Origin of the sequence: Mycobacterium sp. ACS1612, from assembly GCF_001667505.1 — a bacterium.
In the GTDB taxonomy this organism is placed as follows: Bacteria; Actinomycetota; Actinomycetes; order Mycobacteriales; family Mycobacteriaceae; genus Mycobacterium.
In genome coordinates, this window is the sequence record NZ_LZHZ01000063.1 from 125,406 (window position 1) to 146,008 (window position 20,603).

At 65.4% G+C, this 20,603-nt stretch carries 20 protein-coding genes; 15 read left to right on the forward strand and 5 right to left on the reverse strand.

All coding sequences use genetic code 11. The features are described from left to right. Positions 1-63: 63 nt before the first annotated feature. A complete protein-coding gene (locus A5724_RS25900; RefSeq protein WP_369830668.1) occupies positions 64-690 on the forward strand; it encodes a TetR/AcrR family transcriptional regulator in 627 nt (208 codons plus the stop codon). Here the strand turns inward: A5724_RS25900 and A5724_RS25905 are convergent. After that, positions 687-1,268 carry a VOC family protein gene (locus A5724_RS25905; RefSeq protein WP_067809060.1) on the reverse strand — a complete coding sequence of 194 codons (582 nt, stop codon included), beginning with the start codon at positions 1,266-1,268 and terminating at the stop codon, positions 687-689. The two genes, A5724_RS25900 and A5724_RS25905, sit on opposite strands and share 4 nt — an antisense overlap. A 77-nt stretch (positions 1,269-1,345) precedes the next feature. On the opposite strand from A5724_RS25905, the gene A5724_RS25910 reads away from it, so the two are divergent. From A5724_RS25910 to A5724_RS25950, 9 genes are all read left to right on the forward strand, one after another. Further along, positions 1,346-1,975 (forward strand): TetR/AcrR family transcriptional regulator, encoded by a 630-nt coding sequence (locus A5724_RS25910; protein ID WP_067809062.1) that lies wholly within the window; start codon positions 1,346-1,348, stop codon positions 1,973-1,975. After that, positions 1,972-3,114: an alpha/beta hydrolase gene (locus A5724_RS25915; RefSeq protein WP_067809064.1), complete on the forward strand. Its 1,143-nt coding sequence runs from the start codon at positions 1,972-1,974 to the stop codon at positions 3,112-3,114. The genes A5724_RS25910 and A5724_RS25915 overlap by 4 nt, the downstream gene beginning before the upstream one ends. Positions 3,115-3,143: 29 nt before the next feature. Beyond that, on the forward strand, positions 3,144-4,082 hold the full coding sequence (locus A5724_RS25920; protein WP_067809516.1) for a 2-hydroxyacid dehydrogenase: 939 nt from the start codon (positions 3,144-3,146) through the stop codon (positions 4,080-4,082). Between the two features lie 59 nt (positions 4,083-4,141). Then, the gene (locus A5724_RS25925; RefSeq protein ID WP_067809067.1) at positions 4,142-6,334 is read left to right on the forward strand and encodes an acyl-CoA dehydrogenase; all 2,193 of its coding nucleotides are present in this window, start codon (positions 4,142-4,144) and stop codon (positions 6,332-6,334) included. 64 nt (positions 6,335-6,398) lie between these two features. Continuing rightward, positions 6,399-7,355 carry a LysR family transcriptional regulator gene (locus A5724_RS25930; RefSeq protein WP_232004983.1) on the forward strand — a complete coding sequence of 319 codons (957 nt, stop codon included), beginning with the start codon at positions 6,399-6,401 and terminating at the stop codon, positions 7,353-7,355. Positions 7,356-7,426: 71 nt separating this feature from the next. Continuing rightward, positions 7,427-8,923, forward strand: a complete 1,497-nt coding sequence (locus A5724_RS25935) for an APC family permease (protein WP_067809070.1) — start codon at positions 7,427-7,429, stop codon at positions 8,921-8,923. 25 nt (positions 8,924-8,948) lie between these two features. Then, positions 8,949-9,965, forward strand: coding sequence for an aminotransferase class IV (locus A5724_RS25940; protein ID WP_067809071.1), 1,017 nt, complete (start codon positions 8,949-8,951; stop codon positions 9,963-9,965). Positions 9,966-10,051: 86 nt separating this feature from the next. Then, positions 10,052-10,309 carry a hypothetical protein gene (locus A5724_RS25945; protein WP_232004984.1) on the forward strand — a complete coding sequence of 86 codons (258 nt, stop codon included), beginning with the start codon at positions 10,052-10,054 and terminating at the stop codon, positions 10,307-10,309. 33 nt (positions 10,310-10,342) lie between these two features. Next, positions 10,343-10,654, forward strand: a complete 312-nt coding sequence (locus tag A5724_RS25950) for a hypothetical protein (RefSeq protein WP_067809075.1) — start codon at positions 10,343-10,345, stop codon at positions 10,652-10,654. Here A5724_RS25950 and A5724_RS25955 read toward each other — a convergent pair. Further along, a complete protein-coding gene (locus tag A5724_RS25955; protein ID WP_067809077.1) occupies positions 10,651-11,430 on the reverse strand; it encodes an SDR family NAD(P)-dependent oxidoreductase in 780 nt (259 codons plus the stop codon). The genes A5724_RS25950 and A5724_RS25955 overlap by 4 nt on opposite strands. Before the next feature lie 29 nt (positions 11,431-11,459). Continuing rightward, positions 11,460-13,190, reverse strand: coding sequence for a long-chain-fatty-acid--CoA ligase FadD2 (fadD2, locus tag A5724_RS25960; protein ID WP_067809079.1), 1,731 nt, complete (start codon positions 13,188-13,190; stop codon positions 11,460-11,462). A gap of 54 nt (positions 13,191-13,244) precedes the next feature. Between fadD2 and ligD the strand changes: the two genes are divergently transcribed. From ligD to A5724_RS25975, 3 genes are all read left to right on the forward strand, one after another. Continuing rightward, complete coding sequence (gene ligD / locus A5724_RS25965) at positions 13,245-14,492, forward strand: non-homologous end-joining DNA ligase (RefSeq protein ID WP_067809081.1); 1,248 nt, start codon at positions 13,245-13,247, stop codon at positions 14,490-14,492. 117 nt (positions 14,493-14,609) lie between these two features. Beyond that, entirely contained in the window at positions 14,610-15,023 is a 414-nt protein-coding gene (locus A5724_RS25970) for an STAS domain-containing protein (protein ID WP_067809083.1), read from the forward strand. A 168-nt stretch (positions 15,024-15,191) separates the two neighbouring features. Further along, positions 15,192-15,500 carry a hypothetical protein gene (locus A5724_RS25975; RefSeq protein ID WP_067809085.1) on the forward strand — a complete coding sequence of 103 codons (309 nt, stop codon included), beginning with the start codon at positions 15,192-15,194 and terminating at the stop codon, positions 15,498-15,500. 3 nt (positions 15,501-15,503) lie between these two features. Here the strand turns inward: A5724_RS25975 and A5724_RS25980 are convergent, their stop codons facing one another. After that, entirely contained in the window at positions 15,504-16,715 is a 1,212-nt protein-coding gene (locus tag A5724_RS25980; RefSeq protein WP_067809087.1) for an acyl-CoA dehydrogenase family protein, read from the reverse strand. A gap of 108 nt (positions 16,716-16,823) precedes the next feature. On the opposite strand from A5724_RS25980, the gene A5724_RS25985 reads away from it, so the two are divergent. Both A5724_RS25985 and A5724_RS25990 read left to right on the forward strand, forming a co-directional pair. Further along, complete coding sequence (locus A5724_RS25985; protein WP_067809520.1) at positions 16,824-17,882, forward strand: M42 family metallopeptidase; 1,059 nt, start codon at positions 16,824-16,826, stop codon at positions 17,880-17,882. A gap of 325 nt (positions 17,883-18,207) precedes the next feature. Next, the gene (locus A5724_RS25990) at positions 18,208-19,611 is read left to right on the forward strand and encodes an NCS2 family permease (RefSeq protein ID WP_067809088.1); all 1,404 of its coding nucleotides are present in this window, start codon (positions 18,208-18,210) and stop codon (positions 19,609-19,611) included. Here A5724_RS25990 and A5724_RS25995 read toward each other — a convergent pair. Then, positions 19,598-20,446, reverse strand: a complete 849-nt coding sequence (locus tag A5724_RS25995; RefSeq protein WP_067809090.1) for a helix-turn-helix transcriptional regulator — start codon at positions 20,444-20,446, stop codon at positions 19,598-19,600. The two genes, A5724_RS25990 and A5724_RS25995, sit on opposite strands and share 14 nt — an antisense overlap. Between the last annotated feature and the right edge of the window lie 157 nt (positions 20,447-20,603).

Below are 20,603 nucleotides of genomic sequence, written 5' to 3' on the forward strand. Positions count from 1 at the left end.
AGAGAGAATGTGAGAACGTCTGTTTCCAGATTATCTTGCCGGCGTCTCGACGGCGGTGTCAAGATGGATCCGATGGCTCAAGTGCGCCCCTACCGGGGCATCGAGGCGGCCGACCGGGTCGCCGAGCGACGGCGCCGGTTCCTGGAAGCGGGTCTGGACATCCTCGGATCCGACTCCGACTTGTCCGAACTGACCGTGCGGGGCATCTGCCGCCAGGCCGGCGTTGCGTTGCGCTACTTTTACGAGAGCTTCTCCGACAAGGACGACCTGATCGCCGCGGTGTACGACTGGGTGATCGCCGACATCGCCACGACGACACAGGCCGCGGTCGCGGCGGCGCCGGTGCCCGAGCAGAGCCGGGCGGCCATGGCCAACATCGTCCGGAACATCGCCGCCGACCCGCGGGTGGGCCGGCTGCTGTTCAGTTCGCAGCTGTCGAACCCGGTCGTGGTGCGCAAGCGCACAGAATCCTTCGCGTTGATGGCGTTACTGACGTTTCAACATGCCAGCACCGTCGGCGGCGGGCACACCGACCGCGTCAAGGCCGGGGCCCACTTCGTGGTCGGCGGCGTCGCGCAGATGATCACCTCATGGCTGGCAGGCGATGTATCGCTGGACAACGACGAACTGGTCGACCAACTGGCCTCGATGATCGACGCGCTCGCCGTTCCCGACCTCTATACCGATTAGCGCCCTGCGGGCACCCTCGGCCTGCGATCGGCCGCGGTCTTCGGCGTGGTCTGCGCGTCGGTTTCAGTGAATTCTTTTGTCCAGCAAGCAAACTCGAGTGTAATACCGTCCGGATCGAGAAAGTAGAACGACCGCACGTACACACCGGGATGCACCGTCGGCGACACCTGGGCTTCGCTCTCGTCGTGGTTGAGCACCGGGCCGACGCGCACGCCCTTGTCCTTGAGTCGCTGCCGATACTCGTCGAACTTCTCGGCGGGCACATGGAACGCGAGGTGGTTCATGGTGCTGACGGCGCTGACGATGTCGCCGATCCCGGGTATCGCCTCCGGTGACGAAACGCCAGGCACCCTGTCCGGCGCATCGGCAAACCAGAAGAACGCGACACAGTCGCCGTTGCCCGCATCGAAGAAGAAGTGCTGACCCATGCCGCCCGGCAGATCCAGCGATTTGATCAGCGGCATGCCGAGCACATTGCTGTAGAAGTCGACCGTGCGCGCCATGTCGGAGCAGACCAGGGCCACGTGGTTGATGCCGCCGAGTTCGAATTCGGAATTGGGATTGGATGGCTTGATCACGTTCGCAACTCCTCTAGCCAAGCTCGAAATCTGAATCTAACATCAGATTCACTTTGGATCAACGGCCGAGGAGTCCCGTGACCGTCAGCCCCCGCGAGCAGTTGCCGACGGTGCGCGGCAGGCAGACGCAGGCTGCAATCGATGCGGCCGCGCGGCGCGTGATCACGCGCAAGGGCATTCTGGCGACGACGATTTCGGACATCGCCGCAGAAGCGGGCAAGTCAACGGCGTCGTTCTACAACTACTACGACTCCAAGGAAGCAATGGTCCGCGAGTGGGCCGTGCGGTTTCGCGACGAGGCGCGGGAGCGGTCCCGGGCGGCCGCGGAACCCGGCCTGACCAACTGGGAACGCGCGTATCAGGCGGCCGCCGCGCATTGGCACACCTATCGCAACAGGCTCGCCGAGATCATCAGCGTCTCGCAACTGGCCATGATCAGTGACGATTTCGCCGAATACTGGGCGGACATCTGCTCCCTGCCCATAGCGTTGATCACCGACATGGTGAAACAAGCTCAGCGGCAGGGCTTCTGCGCAGCCGACGACGATCCGCATCTGGTTGCGGTCGCGATGGTGTCCATGCTCAATCAGTTCTGCTATACGCAACTGTCCGGCGACGCGCGTGCTGTCGACGACGACGCGTGCATCACCATGCTGGCCAACATCTTCTACCGGACGATCTACCCCAAGGAGGCCGGCCTGCCATGACGAAAACCGCGACGTCATCCGGAACTCCGGGCGTCACACGCGAATTCGTCGGTTTGGACTCACCGACAGCGCGGCGCGCCGGTTCCGGCGGCCATCCGTGCCAGGGGCTCTACCACCGCGGCGTCGGACGCAAGCCGAAGGTCGCGATGATAGCCGCGCACTATCAGATCGACTTCTCCGAGCACTATCTCGCCGACTACATGGCCACCCGCGGCATCGGTTTCCTCGGCTGGAACACCCGCTATCGCGGATATGAGAGCAGTTTCCTGCTCGACCACGCCCTCGTCGACATCGGTGTCGGGGTCCGATGGCTGCGCGCGGTACAAGGTGTGGAAAGCATTGTGCTGCTGGGCAATTCCGGCGGTGGTTCGCTGATGGCCGCCTATCAGGCCCAAGCGGTCGACCCGCATGTGACGCCGCTGCCGGGCATGCGGCCCGCGGCCGGCCTCGCCGATCTCCCGCCCGCTGACGGCTACGTGGCAAGCGCTGCGCATCCCGGGCGCCCCGATGTGCTGACCGCCTGGATGGACGCGTCGGTCATCGACGAAAACGACCCGTTGGCAGCGGATCCCGATCTCGACCTGTTCAACGAACACAACGGGCCGCCGTACTCCAAGGAGTTCATCGAGCACTACCGGTCGGCGCAGATCGCCCGCAACCATGCGATCACCGACTGGGCGGAGACCGAACTCAAGCGGGTGCATGCGGCGGGTTTCTCGGACCGCCCCTTCACGGTGCACCGGACGTGGGCGGACCCGCGGATGGTCGATCCCACGATCGAGCCGACCAAACGGCCCGCCAACATGTGTTACGCCGGACCGCCGGTCAAGGCCAACCGGTCGGCCCACGGCATCGCCGCCGCCTGCACTCTGCGCAACTGGCTGGGCATGTGGAGCCTTCGGCACGCCCAGACACGCGCCGAACCGCACCTGGCCCGCATCGACTGTCCCGCGTTGGTGATCAACGCCGAGCAGGACACCGGTGTCTTTCCCAGTGATGCGCAACGCATCTATGACGCTTTGGCCAGTTCGGACAAGTCGCAGTGCGCCATCGACACCGACCATTACTTCACCACGCCTGGAGCGCGCAGCGAGAAGGCCGATACGATCGCCAAGTGGATCACCAAGCGGTGGCGTTAGCTGTTGGCTCTTCGCGCAAGCGCTCATCGCTGAGAGTCCTCGCCCACTTCCTTCCCGGCCGCAGGGACGTCGAATTCCTTGCCCCAGAGTCGGATTGGCTTGACGTCCGGTATTGCGCCGAGGACGACGACGCCACGTTCCACCGCGAGCTGCCCGACGCCGAAGTCATCTGGCATGTGCTGCGGCCGATCTCCGGTGACGACCTCGAGAAAGCGACCAAACTCAAACTCGTACACAAGTTGGGCGCCGGAGTGAACACCATCGACGTCGACACCGCAACCCGACTTGGCGTCGCGGTGGCGAACATGCCCGGCGCCAACGCGCCGTCGGTCGCCGAGGGCACCGTGCTGCTGATGCTCGCCGCACTGCGCCGGCTACCCGCGCTGGATCGCGCGACCCGCGACGGCAAGGGTTGGCCGACGGACCCAATCCTCGGCGACACCGTGCGCGATATCGGCGGGTGCACGGTGGGCCTGATCGGATACGGCAACATCGCTAAGGCCGTCGAGCGCATCGTGTCGGCGATGGGCGCCCAGGTCCTGCACACCAGCACCCGCGACGACGGCCACCCCGACTGGCGCCCGCTGCCCGATCTGCTGTCCGCCAGCGACATCGTCTCTCTGCATCTGCCGCTCACCGAGGCGACCGCGCGCATCCTCGACCGCACCGCGCTGGCCCGGATGAAGCCCGGCGCCGTCCTGGTCAACACCTCACGAGGCGGCGTGGCCGACGAAGCGGCGCTCGTCGACGCACTGCGCACCGGCAGCCTGGCCGCGGCGGGTCTGGACGTCTACTCGGAAGAACCCGTTCCCGCCGACAACCCGCTGCTCACTCTCGACAATGTGGTGCTCACGCCACACGTCACCTGGTACACCGCCGACACCATGCGGCGCTACCTGGAACACGCTCTGGACAACTGCAGGCGGATCAGGGACGGCCGGAGTCTGACCAACGTCGTCAACGAGTAATCTGGCTCCCAACCGACCGGTTAATCGGGAAGACTTCGGCCCTGCCTGGAGGCGGATACATGCCCATCGCAATCACTGAGGAACACAACGACCTGGCCGATTCGGTCCGGTCCCTGGTGGCGCGGGTGGCGCCGTCGGAAGTGCTGCACGAAGCGCTGGAGAATCCGATTCCCAATCCCCCACCGTTCTGGAAGGCCGCTGCCGAGCAGGGCCTCCAAGGCGTTCACCTGGCGGAATCTGTTGGCGGACAGGGTTTCGGCATCCTCGAGTTGGCCATCGTGCTCGCCGAGTTCGGCTACGGCGCGGTGCCAGGACCGTTCGTGCCGTCCGCGATCGCCAGCGCGCTGATCTCGGCCAACGACCCCGACGCGAAACTGCTCAACGACCTGGCCTCCGGCGACGTCATCGCCGCATACGCGATCGACTCCGGCCTGACGGCCACCCGGCACGGGGACGGCCTCGTCATCCGCGGCGAGGTGCGCGCGGTGCCCGCCGCCGCCCAGGCGTCGGTGCTGGTGCTGCCGGTCGCCATCGACAGCGGTGAAGAGTGGCTGGTGCTCGACGCCGACCAGTTGGAGATCGAACCCGTAGGCAGCATCGATCCGCTTCGGCCGATCGCGCATGTGCGGGCCAACGCCGTCGAGGTCGGCGACGACCGCGTGCTCGGCAACCTGAGCCGGACCCTGGCTCGGGCGCTGATGTCGACGCTGCTGTCGGCCGAGTCCATCGGCGTCGCGCGGTGGGCGACCGACACCGCGGCGGGATACGCAAAGATCCGCGAGCAGTTCGGCAGGCCGATCGGCCAGTTCCAAGCCATCAAGCACAAGTGCGCGGAGATGATCGCCGACACCGAGCGTGCCACCGCCGCGGTGTGGGACGCCGCCCGAGCCATCGACGAGTATCGCGAAACCGGTTCGCAGGAAAGCGCTTTCGAGTTCGCCGCCGCGGTGGCCGCGACGTTGGCGCCCGCCGCGGCGCTGCACTGCACCCAGGACTGCATCCAGGTGCACGGCGGCATCGGCTTCACCTGGGAGCACGACACCAACGTCTACTACCGGCGCGCGATCATGCTGGCGGCATGCTTCGGACGCGCCGCGGACTACCCGCAGCAGGTGGTCGACGTCGCGACCACCACCGGCATTCGCAAGATCGACATCGACCTCGACCCGGACACCGAGAAGCTGCGCGACGAGATCCGCGCGGAAGTCGCGGCGCTGAAAGCGATTCCGCGTGACGACCGCACCGTCGCGATCGCCGAGGGCGGTTGGGTGGTGCCCCACCTACCCAAGCCGTGGGGTCGCGCGGCCAGCCCCGTCGAGCAGATCATCATCGCCCAGGAATTTACCGCCGGTAAGGTGCGACGCCCCAACATGGGTATCGCAGCGTGGTTGATTCCATCGGTCGTCGCGTTCGGCACCGAGGAACAGAAGCAACGCTTCCTGCCGCCGACGCTGCGCGGCGAGATGATCTGGTGCCAGCTGTTTTCCGAGCCGGGATCCGGCTCGGACCTGGCCAGCCTGAGCACCAAGGCCACCAAGGTCGACGGCGGTTGGCGGATCACCGGCCAGAAAATCTGGACCACCGCCGCACAGCTGTCGCAGTGGGGCATGCTGCTGGCCAGGACCGATCCGAGCGCACCGAAACACAACGGCATCACCTACTTCCTGCTCGACATGTCCAGCGAGGGCGTCGAGGTCAAGCCGCTTCGCGAGCTCACCGGCAACGCGATGTTCAACACCGTGTTCCTCGACGACGTGTTCGTCCCCGACGACCTGGTGCTCGGCGAGGTGAACCGCGGCTGGGAGGTCAGTCGCACCACGCTGACCGCAGAGCGGGTGTCCATCGGCAGCAGCGAGGCGCCGTTCCTGGCCAACCTCAACGGTTTCGTCGAGTTCATCCGCGACGGGCACTTCGACCAGATCGACCAGAACCATGCCGGCAGACTGATCGCCGAGGGCCATGCCGCCAAGCTGCTCAACATGCGCTCGACGCTGCTGACGTTGGCGGGCGGCGATCCGATGCCCGCCGCCGCGATCTCGAAGCTGCTGTCGATGCGCACCGGCCAGGGGTATGCGGAGTTCGCGGTGTCCTCCTTCGGCACCGACGGCGCGATCGGCGATCCCGACCAACTTCAGGGCCAGTGGGCGCAGATGCTGCTGGCCAGCCGGGCCACCACGATTTACGGCGGCACGTCGGAGGTGCAGCTCAACATCATCGCTGAGCGGCTGCTGGGACTGCCCCGCGACCCGTAAGAAATCGCGCCGCGTCGTCGATATTGCACTGAGGGTCGTGGACGGCGGAGAATCACAGCCCTCATTGCAATTTCGCGAAGGGACCGGGCCCACGAGCGGTGACGTCACGCTGCGCCAGCTGCGATACTTCGCCGTACTGGGCGAGGAGCTGAACTACCGGCGCGCCGCGGAGCGGCTGTTCATCACCCAACCCGCATTGTCGACGGCGATCAAACAGCTCGAACATCAGCTCGGCGTCATGCTCTTCACCCGCAGCACCCGCGAGGTCGCGCTGACCGAACTGGGCCAGGCCTGGTTGCCGAAAGTGCGCGACGCGCTGCGCGGCGTCGACGCCGCTGTCGACGACCTCATCGCGCTGTCAGCGCACTATCGCCGGATCCGGCTGGGCTATCTGATCGGCACCGGCGCGGACCTGCTGTTCCGACTGGTCCGCCACTTCGAGGCCAAGTATCCGGAAATCACCTTGGAGCCAAGGGAATTCGACTTCTCCGATCCGACGGCCGGGCTAGCCGACGGCAGCACGGAGGTGGCGATCATCCGGCCTCCGGTGGACCTGCCCGAACACCGGATGTTCATTCTCGACGCGGAGAACTGGGTGGCGTGCCTGCCGCGTGATCACCCGCTGGCGAGCCGCTCTGAACTGCACATTGCCGAACTGCTCGACGACCCGATCGTGGTTGCGCCGGCCAGCGCGGGCCGGTGGCGCGACTACTGGATGGCGATGGACGCCCGCGACGACAAACCGCCCACCATCGCCGCCGTCGCGGCCACCTACGAAGAGGAGACGACGACGATCGCGCGCGGTCTCGGCATCAGCTTCACCAGCGAGGCCAGCGCGCGCCTGTACAACCGACAGGGCATCGCCTACGTGCCGATCGTCGACCGCCCGCGCAACTACACCGCGCTGGCCTGGCATCCGGCCGGGCTGTCCCACGAGGCGGCGCAACTGGTCAAGCATGTCCGCGAGGAGTGGAGCTTCGGCGAAGGGCAGGCGATCGAACGCCCGGCGACCTACTACTGATAACGCGGGTTTATAAGTACATCAGAAACTGCAACTTCCGCCGGTGCGCCCCGGTCGGGTTTCCTCACTTCATGACTGACACCGCCTCACCCGTGATGCCGACGGCGCCGAGCGACGACGAGGACGCCAGGCTGGCCCAATTCGGGTACTCGCAAAAGCTCGATCGCTCGGTCGGCCGGCTGGCGTCATTCGCCCTCGGCTTCGCCACCATCAGCGCCACCACCGCGGTGTTCACCGGGTTCGGCGCAGGCTACTTCACCGCGGGCGGGCCGTTCGTCTGGACGCTTCTGCTGGCCGCGGCGGTGTTCCTCATCTGGACCTTCATCGCCGCCGACCTGACCGCGAAGATACCGCTGGCCGGTTACGCCTATCAGTGGACCAGCCGCATCCACGGCTCGATCCTCGCCTGGTTCACCGGCGTGCTCGCACTCGCAGGCTGGGTCTGCGGTATGACCGGCGTCGGCTTCATCCTGTCCGGCTACCTCGGCAGCCTGTTCGGCTGGAATATGAGCCAGACCGCCCAGATCCTCGTCGCCATCGGCGTGATGGCGGTGTGCATGCTGGTGAACCTGTACGGCGTGCGCTTCGCGACGATGGTCAACAACATCGGCGTCGGCCTCGAATTGGTCATCACCGTCGGCGCGACACTTCTGGTCGCGGTCGTCGCCTTCTCCTCCCCGGAAAACCACCAACCGATCTCGGTCCTGTTCACCGGCGGCACGTCCGACGAGCACAGCGCCTACATCCTGGCCTGGCTGGCCGCATCGCTCGGCCCGTTCTTCGGCCTGATCGGCGTCGAGGCCAGCGCAGACATCGCCGAGGAGACCGTCAACGCCCGCCGGGTCATACCGCGGACGATGTTCTATGCGCTCACCGCATCGATTGTCATCGAGTTCTCGATGTACGTCGTCTACGTGTTGGCCATCAAGGACCAGGACGCGGTCGCGGCCGCGACGGCGGCGCCCATCGAGGAGATCATCACGCAGCAAGTAGGGCCGGTGGTGACGAGAATCGTTGTGGCAGTAGCAATGACGAACATCATGGCGTGCATCCTGGCCAACATCCTGGTGGCCACCCGGCTCACCTACTCGATGGCACGCGACAACATGCTGCCGTTCTCCCACGTCTGGCGGCACGTGTCCCCGTCCAACCGGACGCCCACCTACGCCGTACTCGGACTGTTCAGCCTCTCGACCATCCTGCTGCTGTCCGCCCTGGTCAGCGAGAAGGCGTTCTTCCTGATCATCGGGCTCTCGTCGCTGGCGGTGTGCGCGATGTACTTCCTGCAGACGGTGGCCGTGCTGATCGCCAACCGCCGCGGCACCATTCCCGCGCCGGAACCCGGGACGTTCGATCTCGGCCGGGCCCGGGTGCCGGTCGCCGTGCTGGCGCTGATCGCCTTCGGCCTGGTATGCGCGGCGCTGATCTTCCTTCCGCAGTTCGCGGGCAACGGCTATGTGTTCCTCGGGCTAGTGATCCTCGCCGCGCTGTGGGCGGTCACCGGACTGCGAACCCGACTGCGAAACGGCGACGCAGGCCCGGATTACGCCAAGACCCACCTCTCCTGAAACTCCCGAAAGGACCTGTACCTCAATGACTGTCGTAGACCAGGGCACCAGCAACCTCGTCGCCGTCGAACCCGGCGCCATCCGCGAGGACACCCCGCCCGGTTCAGTGATCCAATACAGCGACTACGAACTGGACACCTCGAGTCCGTACGCGGGCGGCGTCGCGTGGATCGAAGGCGAATACATCCCCGCATCCGAGGCCCGCATCTCGATCTTCGACACCGGCTTCGGGCACTCCGATCTGACCTACACGGTGGCACATGTGTGGCACGGCAACATCTTCCGGCTCGGTGACCACCTCGACCGGCTGCTCGACGGCGCACACAAGTTGCGGCTCGACCCCGGCTACAGCAAGGACGACCTGGCAGAGATCACCAAACGCTGTGTCGCCATGTCGCAGCTGCGCGAGTCGTTCGTCAACCTGACCGTCACCCGCGGATACGGAAAACGCAAGGGCGAGAAAGACTTGTCCAAGCTGACCCACCAGGTGTACATCTACGCGATCCCCTACCTGTGGGCGTTCCCCCCGCACGAGCAGATCTTCGGCACGACGGCGATCGTCCCGCGGCATGTGCGGCGCGCGGGCCGCAACACCGTCGACCCGACCATCAAGAACTACCAGTGGGGCGACCTGACCGCGGCCAGCTTCGAAGCTAAGGACCGCGGCGCGCGTACCGCGATCCTGATGGACGCCGACAACTGTGTGGCCGAGGGCCCGGGCTTCAATGTGGTCATCGTCAAGGACGGCAAGCTCGCCTCGCCGTCACGCAACGCGCTGCCCGGGATCACTCGCAAGACGGTGTTCGAGCTCGCCGACGCCATGGGCATCGAGGCCACGCTGCGCGACGTCACCAGCCATGAGCTCTACGACGCCGACGAACTGATGGCGGTCACCACCGCCGGCGGCGTCACGCCGATCAACAGCCTCGACGGCGAACCCATCGGCGACGGCACGCCCGGTCCGCTCACGGTGGCCATCCGCGACCGGTTCTGGGCGCTGATGGACGAGCCGTCGCCGCTGATCGAAGCAATTGACTACTGATGGTCGCGTCGAATCGGGTCTACGATCGAAATAGATGGTCTCGATAGATCGTTAGACACGTTATGAATAACTTCCGGCGACGCTCGATGCGGCTTTTCGTCGGCGGAGCAGCGGCCATGGCGGTGCTGGCCAGCCCCGCGGCGTTCTCGACTGTCAGCGCTCCGCCGGCGTCAGCGCAACCTTGCTACAACGGCGTCGTGCCGTGGGGTCCGTTCGTGCCGAGCTGCACGGTTCCCGGTCCACAGGCGCCGCGGGTCCGTGGTTCGGCCCCCGACGCGAATGCGATCATCGCCTGCCGCAACCATCCCGGCTGCCTGTCGTGGTACGTGAACGGCGGCCCGTAGTTTCCTCGTCTCGCAGCAGGGAACCCAATCGCCATGACCCACGACGTCGAGAAACGCTTCGACGACCCCGGCACGTTCCGCGAGGCCGCGATGTACGTCGGTGCGATTGTCGCGGTGGCAGGCCTGGTCTTCGCTGCCTGGGCCGTCATCGCACGGGATTCGGTGATCGCGGCTTCGCTGGTGCCCGCCATCCTGTTCGGTGGCGGGATCGGCGCATTCGTCAAGACCTACCGCGTCTGGAAAGCCGAAGGCGCGTGGCCGGCCTGGCAAGGCGCGGGGTGGTTCCTGCTGACACTGATGCTCATCAGCCTGGCCATTCCCGGCGCCGCGATGATGGCCTACTAGGGCACGATCGAATCCACGTATCCGCCGTCGACGCGCAGCGCGCCTCCGGTGGTGGCTGATGCCAGCGGCGAGGCGAGATACGTGACCATGTTTGCGATTTCGGCGGGTTCGATGAGCCGTTGCAGCAGCGACTGCGGTCGGTGCTTGCGCATGAACTCGCGCTGCGCCTCGTCCCACGGCAGCGACTTGTCGACCAATTGGTAGACGAACTCCTCTACGCCCGCGGTGTGCGTCGGCCCCGCGATCACCGAGTTGACGGTCACCCCGGTACCCGCCGCGTCCTTAGCGAAGCCGCGCGACACGGCTAGCAGCGCCGTCTTGGACACCCCGTAGTGAATCATCTCCTCGGGTGTCACCAACGCCGAATCGCTGGCGATCTGAATCGCCCTGCCCCAACCGCGTTCGGTCATGCCCGGCAGGTACATGCGGATAAGCCGAACGGCGGCAAGCACATTCACCTCGAAGTAGGTGCGCCACTGCTCGTCGGTGATCTCGCGGGCCGGTATGGCGCCGAAGATGCCGAGGTTGTTCACCAGGATGTCGACGTCGGGCAACTCGCGTTGCAACTTCGCCGCGCCGTCCTCGGTCGACACGTCGGCGGCGACACCGACGACGTCACCGGTCAACTTCGCGACGGCCTCGTCGACCCGCTCGGCTGAGCGGCCGTTGACCGCGACGCGGGCGCCGCTGCCCGCCAGCCCTTCCGCGATGGCCAACCCGATGCCGTGCGTCGACCCTGTGACGAGGACCGTCTTTCCACTCAGATCAATGTTCACGCCGTGGTACTACCACCGGGCGCGGCGGACTATTCCGCTCCTGCCTTATCGTCGGCCCCGCCGACACCTGCCTTATCGTCGGCCCCGTCGATGGCCATTTCCCGCAACTCGCGCTTCAGCACCTTGCCCGTCGGATTGCGCGGCAGTTCGTCGAGGAAGATCACCTCGCGCGGCACCTTGTACCGGGCGAGATGCTCGCGCACGTAGGTCTTGATGTCGTCCTCGCCGATGCTGGCGCCGTCGCTCTTGACGACGAACGCCCGCAGTCGGTGGCCCCACTCCTTGTCCTCGACGCCGAGGGCGGTGGCTTCCACCACGTCCGGGTGGCCGCTGATCAGGTCTTCGACCTCGGCGGGGAATACATTCTCGCCGCCCGACACGATCATCTCGTCGTCGCGGCCGCTGACGTACAGCAGACCGTTCTCATCGAAATAACCGACGTCGCCCGAGGACATCAGGCCGTCGATGATCTGCTTGTGGCCGCCGCCGGTGTAGCCCTCGAAGGGGAAGAAGTTGCCGACGAAGATCCGGCCCACCTCCCCTTGGGGGACGTCGTTGCCGTTGTCGTCGAGGATCTTGACCTTCACCCCCTTGACCACAGGCCCGACGGTGGCGGGATTGATCGACAGATCCTTCGGCCGTGCGATGGTGGCGAACGCGATCTCCGTCGACCCGTACAGGTTGTAGATCACCGGGCCGAGATCTTTCAGCGCGCGCTGCGCCAGTTCGGCACCCAACTGCGACCCGGACACGAACACGATCCGCAGCGACGACAGGTTCGGCTTGCGCTCCATCGCGTCGAGCGCATCGAGTATGCGCGACAACATGACCGGCACCACGACCACCGCGGTCACGTTGTGCTTCTCGATGTCCTCGAGCACCGTCGCCGGTTTGAACTTCCGCCGCAACACCAACGTGGTGCCGAGCATCATCGCGATGGTCGCATGCAGATAGCCGAGCGCATGGAACATCGGCGCCGGAAGAGCCGTCACCTCACCGGATTTGAACGGCACGTGGGACAGCACGCCACCGATCGGAGCGAGCGTCGGCGGCGTACTTCTGTTGGCGCCCTTGGGAGTTCCGGTGGTGCCACTGGTCAGAATGATGATCGACGAATGCTTGGTCACCTTCGGCGCCGGCTTGCCCGAACTGCGCGCGACAAGGTCCTCGAGCGTCTCGTCGGTGCTCGCCGAGTCCTCCTTGTCGGGGTTGACACCCAACGCCCGCAGCTTGCCCAACTCCGGCTCGGCCTTCGACACCGCGTCGAAGTACTCGTCGTCGTAGATGATCAGCTTGGCGTCCTCGCGCTCCGCGACCTCTTTGATCTGCGGCCCGGAGAACTCGCTGTTCAGCAGGATGATGCGGGCACCCGCCCTGGCGCAGCCGTACACCGCGGTCAAGAACCAGCGGTGGTTGCGCGCCAGGATCGCCACCCCGTCGCCGCCCTTGACGCCCTTCTTCGACAACCCGTTGGCCACTGCGTGGGCAGCGTCGTCGAGTTCTTTGAAAGTGATCTCGCCGAAGTCGTCGATGATCGCGGTCCGGTTCGGGGTGCGGCGCGCGTTGAGCGCGGGGATCATCCCGAACTCGCCCCACCGCCGGATGTCGGCGATCATGGCGGCGACGTTCTGCGGCGGCTCGAGCTTGAAGGCGCCCGCCTCCAACATCTTGTACGCGTAATGCAGCTCTGCTGAGCCGCGCTCGACGAGCTGCTGCGCTTTGGCTACTGCCTGCGACGGAAGATCAGTGAGCTTAGGCATGACCCCACACTAATGACGGGCGTCTCAGCGCGACCGGGAAATTACCATGACGATATGGCCTCTCCCATGTCGCTGGACGTGGACGGTCGGCAGGTCGCGATAACCCACCCTGACAAGGTCGTTTTCCCGGATATCGAAATCACAAAACTCGACCTGGTCACCTACTACCTCGCCGTCGCCGGGGGTGCGCTGCGCGGTGTGCGCGACCGGCCGATGGTTCTGAAGCGGTTCGTCAAGGGCATCACCGAGGAAGCGGTGTTCCAGAAGCGGGCCCCGGAGAAGCGGCCGGATTTCGTCGATGTGGCCGAATTGAAGTACGCGTCCGGCACGTCGGCGAAGGAAGCCGTCATCCGCGACGCCGCAGGCCTGGCGTGGGCGATCAACATGGGGTGTGTCGACCTCAACCCGCACCCGGTGCGCGCCGACGACCTGGCTCATCCCGACGAGTTGCGTGTCGACTTGGATCCGATGCCCGGCGTGGCTTGGCGTCAGATCGTCGACGTGGCCATGGTCGCCCGCGAGGTGCTCGAAGAGCACGGCCTCACGGCGTGGCCGAAGACGTCCGGCTCCCGCGGATTTCACATCTACGCCCGCATCGAGCGGCGCTGGCCCTTCAAGTTCGTCCGATTGGCGGCCCAAGCGGTGGCGCGCGAGGTGGAACGCAGAGCGCCGGGACAGGCGACGGCGCGGTGGTGGAAAGAGGAGCGCGGCGAAGAGGTGTTCGTCGACTTCAACCAGAACGCCTTCGACCGCACCGTCGCGTCCGCGTACTCCGTCCGGGCCACCCCTGACGCCAGGGTGTCCACCCCGCTGTTCTGGAACGAGGTAGCGGACTGCGATCCGGCGAACTTCACGATTGCGACCGTGCCGAAACGTTTCGAGGAAATCGGCGATCCGTGGGAAAGCATGGATGACCACGCCGGCACCCTGGACGCGTTGCTCGACCTCGCCGACCGGTTGGGGCCAGCGGAGAAGGCACCGCGTGGGGCCCGCAAAACCGCACAGAATCCGACGGGCAGGCGTCAATCGGTGATGCCGCTGATCGAGATCGCCCGCACCAAGACCAAGGACGAGGCGATGGCCGCGCTCGACCAGTGGCGCGCGCGTTACCCGTCGGTAGCCGAAATGCTCAAGCCGGCAGATGTTTTGGTCGACGGCATGCGGGGGCCTAGTTCCATCTGGTACCGGATCCGGATCAATCTGCAGCATGTGCCAGAAAAGCAGCGGCCGCCGCAGGGGCCCCTGCTCGCCGACTACTCCCCCTGGGAGAACTATTCCGGCCCGCAGAAAATGCGCGACTGACTGGTTTGCTGACCGACCCAAAATCGGTTCTTAATAAAGTATTAGCCGTTACTCCCCGTTGCCTTATATCGGCTCCGTAACTTCGTAACCAGTTAAGGAAACGAGGGGAGGCGCCAGATGTACGGCAATCCGGCAATCCAATACGACGGCGCCCAGGTGCGGGCGTGCAGCCGCCAGTTGGCCACGGTGGTCACTGTCACCGGGGATCTCAACGATGTGAACCTCGACAAGGTCAGCCAGTACACCAAGCGCTTCGTCCTCAAGGAGAAGCCGATGGTGCTGGATCTGAGCGGCGTGAGTTCGGCGACTTCGCACATCATTTCGTTGCTGTCCGAGCTTGACGATGCCTGCACCGCCGCAGGGGTCGAGTGGTCGCTGATCGCCAGCCAACCGGTCAGCCGAGCGGTCCACTCCTTCGACGCTCGCGTTGAACTTCCGACGGTGGAGTCGGTTGCCGACGCGCTACACAACTTCGCCGACGCCATGGCTGAACGCCGTCGGCTCCTTCCGCTTCTCACGAAGAGCGCTTAGAGACAGGGACCACGCACAGTGATACTCGATATTCGGTGGCTGGCCTACCTGGTGCACGGTCGTCACAAGCCGCGTTCGCGGCCATTGGCTATCACGGCTCGCTGACCTGTTGATTCCCATCGGGATTCGCGCGGTTTGAGGCCTACCGCCGTCGGGTAAGCGGCGGTTGTGGGGCGTACCGGCAATTGGATTCTGGCGTTGGCGACCGTGCCGGGCGCCATCGTCATCGTGGTGTTCCTCTATATGCAGGTGCTCGGCACCGCAGGGTGCAACCACCAACCGTGCCCGCGACAGGGTCCAGGCGAGCTGGGTTTCACACTCATCCAGTACGGCGCACCCGTCGTCGCCGTCGCCGCAGTGGCGTTGTCTTTCTTCACGGCGCGGCACCGTCGCGGGGTTGTGGTCCCGGTCGTCGCCTGGTTGCTGCTGATCGCCGCGTTCCTCGTCCTGGTGTTCTCGTTCACCGCGACGGGCTAGCAGCTACCGGATGGGCAGTCCGGTGATCGCGCGACCCATGACCAGTCGCTGGATCTCACTGGTGCCTTCGAAGATCGTGAAGATCTTGGCGTCCCTGTGCATGCGCTCCACCGGATAGTCACGGGTGTAGCCGTTACCGCCCAGGATCTGGATGGCCTCATCGGTTACGTAGACGGCGGTTTCACTGGCCACCAGTTTGGCCATCGACCCTTCGGCGTTGACGAACGGCTTGTTGTTACGAGCCATCCAACCCGCGCGCCACACCAGCATCCGCGACGCGTCGATGCGGGTCTTCATATCGGCCAGCTTGAACGCGATCGCCTGGAAGTCACCGATCTTGCGGCCGAACTGTTCTCGCTGCTGCGCATACTCCAACGCGTATTCGTAGGCGGCCCTGGCCACCCCGAGGGCCATCGCGCCGACTGCGGGCCGGGTGCGTTCGAACGTTTTCATCGCGGCTTGGGCTGCCCCGCTTTGGCCTTCGCGGCTGCGGGCGATGCGCTCGTCGAACTTCTCCTTGCCGCCGACGATCAACCGACCGGGGATGCGGACATCTTCGAGGATCACCTCGGCGGTGTGCGAGGCGCGGATCCCATGCTTGCTGAACTTCTGTCCCTGTTTGAAGCCCGGGGTGTTGGGCGGGATGATGAAGGTGGCCTGTCCGCGGCTGCCCAGATCGGGATGGACCGACGCAACGACGATGTGCACGTTGGCAATTCCGCCGTTGGTGGCCCACGTCTTCACACCGTTGAGCACCCACTCGTCGTTGGCTTCGTCATAGCGGGCACGGGTCAGAATCGCGCCCACATCGGAACCCGCGGCGGGTTCTGAGGAACAGAACGACGCGAGCAGGGGTTCGTCGGGCGTGCCGAACATCTGCGGCAGCCATTCGCCGAGCTGTTCGGGTGTGCCGTTGGCGGACAGCGACGCGGCGGCCAGTCCGGTGCCAAGAATCGACAGCGCAATGCCGGCGTCACCCCAGAACAGTTCCTCGAATACGGTCAGCATCCCGAGGCCGGTCGGTTCGGCGGCTTGGGTGGCGAACAGTTCCATGGAGTACAGCCCGATCTTGGCCGCCTCCTGGATGATCGGCCACGGGGTTTCTTCACGTTCATCCCACTCGGCGGCGGCAGGGCGCACGACGTCGGCGGCGAACTCATGCACCCAGTCCCTGATCTGGATGACGTCCTCAGACAGTTCAAGAGAAAACGACACGCCCAACCGTCCTTTCTGATTCGGTGAACAACCGTACACTGATACTTACCCCTCGGTAAGTCCCAGTTCTGTGGAGTGCCTCACGGCGGCCCCGGGTAGGTAACCGTGGTGACTGATCAAGAGTTCTCCCGCGACCTGTTGCAGGAACTGCTGTTCACCTACGGCCCGTGCGGACAAGAGGATGCGGTTCGCGACGTGTGCAGGCGCGAACTCACCACGCTCGTCGACGAGACCCATGTCGACGAGGCGGGAAATCTGGTCGGCCTGATCCAGGGCAGCGGCAACGGGCAGCCGATCCGGGTGATGGCCCACATGGACGAGTTGTCGATGCTGGTCAAACGCGTCGAATCGGACGGCACGCTGCACCTCACGCAGTTGGGGACGATGTATCCCGGCAACTTCGGCCTCGGTCCGGTCGCCATGCTCGGCGACCGGGAGACGCTGTGCGGAGTGCTGACGCTCGGCTCGGAGCACACGACCAGTGAGAGTCAGCAGATCTGGGAGACCAAACCCGACGGTGGCGACAAGGCGCTGGACTGGACGCACGTCTACGTCTTCACGGGCCGCACCACAGACGAGTTGTCGCGCGCCGGGATACGCCCGGGCACGCGAGTTTGCGTGGACAGCAGCAAGAGAACACTCGTCGAGTTCGGCGACTACCTCGGCTGCTACTTCATGGACGACCGCGCGGCGATCGTCGCCCTGCTCGACGCCGCTCGGCGGATGCGGGACACGGGAAGGCGCCCAACCTGCGACGTCTACCTGGTCTTCACCACCGATGAAGAGATCGGCGGCATCGGCGGGCTGTATGCCAGTCGGACGCTGCCCGGCGATCTGACGCTCGCGCTCGAGGTCGGTCCGACCGAGGCGGAATACGGCACGAGTGTCGGCTGCGGACCGATCGTCGGCTACAGCGATGCGCAGTGCGTGTACGACAAGGATGTCGCCGACAAATTACTGTCTGTGGCAACGGATTTGGACTTGAGGCCGCAGCCTGCTGTGCTCGGCGCTTTCGAATCCGATGCCTCGCACGCAAAAGCCAGCGGTTTGACCGCGCGAGCCGGATTGCTGTGTCTTCCCACGTTGAGCACGCACGGCTACGAAGTCATTCGACGCGATGCGATCCCGGCAATGAGCAAGGTGCTGGTCGGGTTCCTGCTCGATTGACCGACGCAGTCCGGTCTTCGCCGCACTGACGTCGATCGCGAGCGGCCAGCCCGCCTCGCGGCCGTGGCCAACACGAAGCCAACGGAAGTTCAAACCTTCTCCGTCACATGGGATTCCAAGAAAGATCCCGAACCCGCACCGGCGCGACGCTCAGCAACGGCCGCACATCAACGCCGAAGTAAGGGGCCACGCAAGCGCGTCGGGACGACACACCGAAACCATCCGACAATGCCGACGGTTCGGATGACGAGGAGTCCGATGCTGCCTGAGCACCGCCGGTAACCCGCCGACCCGTCCTCGCTGAGCTGGCCTTAGGGTCAAGCCCGTGGACCGGTTCTTCGAGATATCGGAACGACAGTCGACGGTTGCTGCGGAACTACGCGGCGGGGTCGTCACCTTCATCGCGATGGCCTACATCATCGTGTTGAACCCGATCATCCTGTCCAGTGCGCCGGACGTCACCGGCCAGAAACTGCAATTCGCCGAGGTTTCGGCGATGACGTCGCTGGCGGCCGGCGTCATGACAATCCTGTTCGGCGTCATCGCGCGGTTGCCGTTCGCGTTCGCCGCGGGCCTCGGGATCAATTCGTTCCTGGCGACGACCGTGGTGGGCTCGGTGACGTGGGCCGAGGCGATGGGCCTGGTGGTCATCGACGGGCTGATCATCGTGCTGCTTGCGGCCACCGGCCTGCGCAGGCTGGTCTTCGACGCGGTGCCCCTGCAACTCAAGCTCGCGATCACGGCAGGTATCGGCTTGTTCATCCTGTTCATCGGGCTGGTCGACGCCGGCTTCATCGGCGCCACCGGACAACCGTCACCGCCCGTCGGTCTCGGCCACGGCGGCGTCGGCTCGATCAACACTGTGCCCGCGGTCGTTTTCGTTTTCACCCTGCTGGTCACCGCCATCCTCGTCGTGCGTCGGGTGCGCGGCGGAATCCTGATCGGACTCGTGATCGGCACGCTGCTCGCGGTTGCGATCGAGGCGATCTGGCACCTCGGCTCGGCGACCGAGCATCCCGGCGGTTGGAGCCTTTCGGTGCCGACGCTGTCGGGTTCGCCGTTCGCGCTTCCCGATTTGTCGCTCGCAGGCGACTTCAGCTTCGGCAGCTTCGGGCGCATCGGCGTGCTGGCCGCGGTCATGCTGGTCTTCACACTGGTGTTCGCGAACTTCTTCGACGCCATGGGCACGTTCACCGGATTGGCGCGCGAGGCGAACCTGGCCGACGCGCAAGGCACCTTCCCTCGGCTGCGGTCGGCGCTGATCGTCGAGGGCGCGGGTGCGGTCGTGGGCGGTGCGACGTCGTCATCGTCCAACACCGTGTTCATCGAATCGGGTGCGGGCATCGAGGAAGGCGCGCGCACGGGGTTGGCGAGTCTTGTTACGGGCGTGCTGTTTCTGGCCGCCATGTTCGTCTCACCGTTGGCGTCGATCGTGCCGACGGAGGTGGCGGCGGCGGCGCTGGTCATCGTCGGCGTGATGATGATGTCGCAGTTGCGTCACATCGACATCTCCGAGTTTTCGGTGGCGGTGCCGGTGGTCCTCACCGTCGCGGTGATGCCGTTCTCCTACTCGATCGCCAACGGTATCGGCGTCGGCTTCATCGCATGGGTGGTGCTGCGCTCCGCAGCGGGCAAGGCCCGTGAGATCAGCCCACTGCTGTGGGTGGTGGCGGCCGGCTTCGTCCTGTATTTCGCGCGCGGGTGGATCGAAACCCTCATCGGGTTGTGACTTTCCAGTTGGCGAGCAACTGCACCGCCGTCTCCGACGGTGAACCGGCGTCCGCGGTGTAGATGCACAACGTCTGATCGGGATCACCAGGCACCGCAACGGATTCGTAGTTCACGGTCAGATCACCGACGACGGGATGATGGTATCGCTTGATTCCGTGCGTGCGCTCGCGCACGTTGTGATCGGCCCACCACCGACGGAACTCGCGGCTCTTGACCGACAGTTCACCCACCAACTCGACAAGCTGCGGATCGTCGGGGTGGCGTCCGGCGTCGAGGCGCAGGATCGCGACGTTGTCGCGTGCCACCTCTTCCCAGTCGACGAACAGTTCGCGGGTGGATTCGTCAAGGAACGTGTACCGCAACAGGTTTCGGTCGCGCGGTGGCATCGCATCGAAGTCGGCCATCAACGCGCGAGCCAGCCGATTGGCGGCGAGCACGTCCATCCGCCGTCCGAACACGAACGCGGGTGTGACGTCGTCCAGTGTCTCGAGGATGCGCCGCACTCCCGGCCGAACCCGCTGCGCAGGCGCAGGCGGGCGGCGACGGGCGCGACGATTCCTGCGTGCGATCTGGAACAGGTAGGCGCGTTCGGTAGCGTCCAGTCGCAGCGCGCGGGCCACGGCGTCGAGCACCTCGTCGGAGACATTGAGGTGGCGGCCCTGCTCCATCCGGCTGTAGTAGTCGACGCTCACTCCGGCCAGTTGGGCGACCTCCTCGCGCCTGAGTCCGGGCACCCGACGGGTGCGCCCAGTGCCGCCGATCTCGACATCGTCGACGCTCAGACGCGCACGTCGGGTGCGCAGGAACTCCCTGAGTTCCGCGTTCTGCTCCACATCCCCAGTCTGAGGGCGGGATCGGCTTCGCGCCCGGTAAACGTAGGTCTGGTGGACCTAGGTTGAGTGCGGCCCGATTTCGGGACGTCGTGGACCGGTTCTCCCTTGTTGTCTCGGATACGCGGCACCACCGCCGCTATCGACACAACAAGGAGAG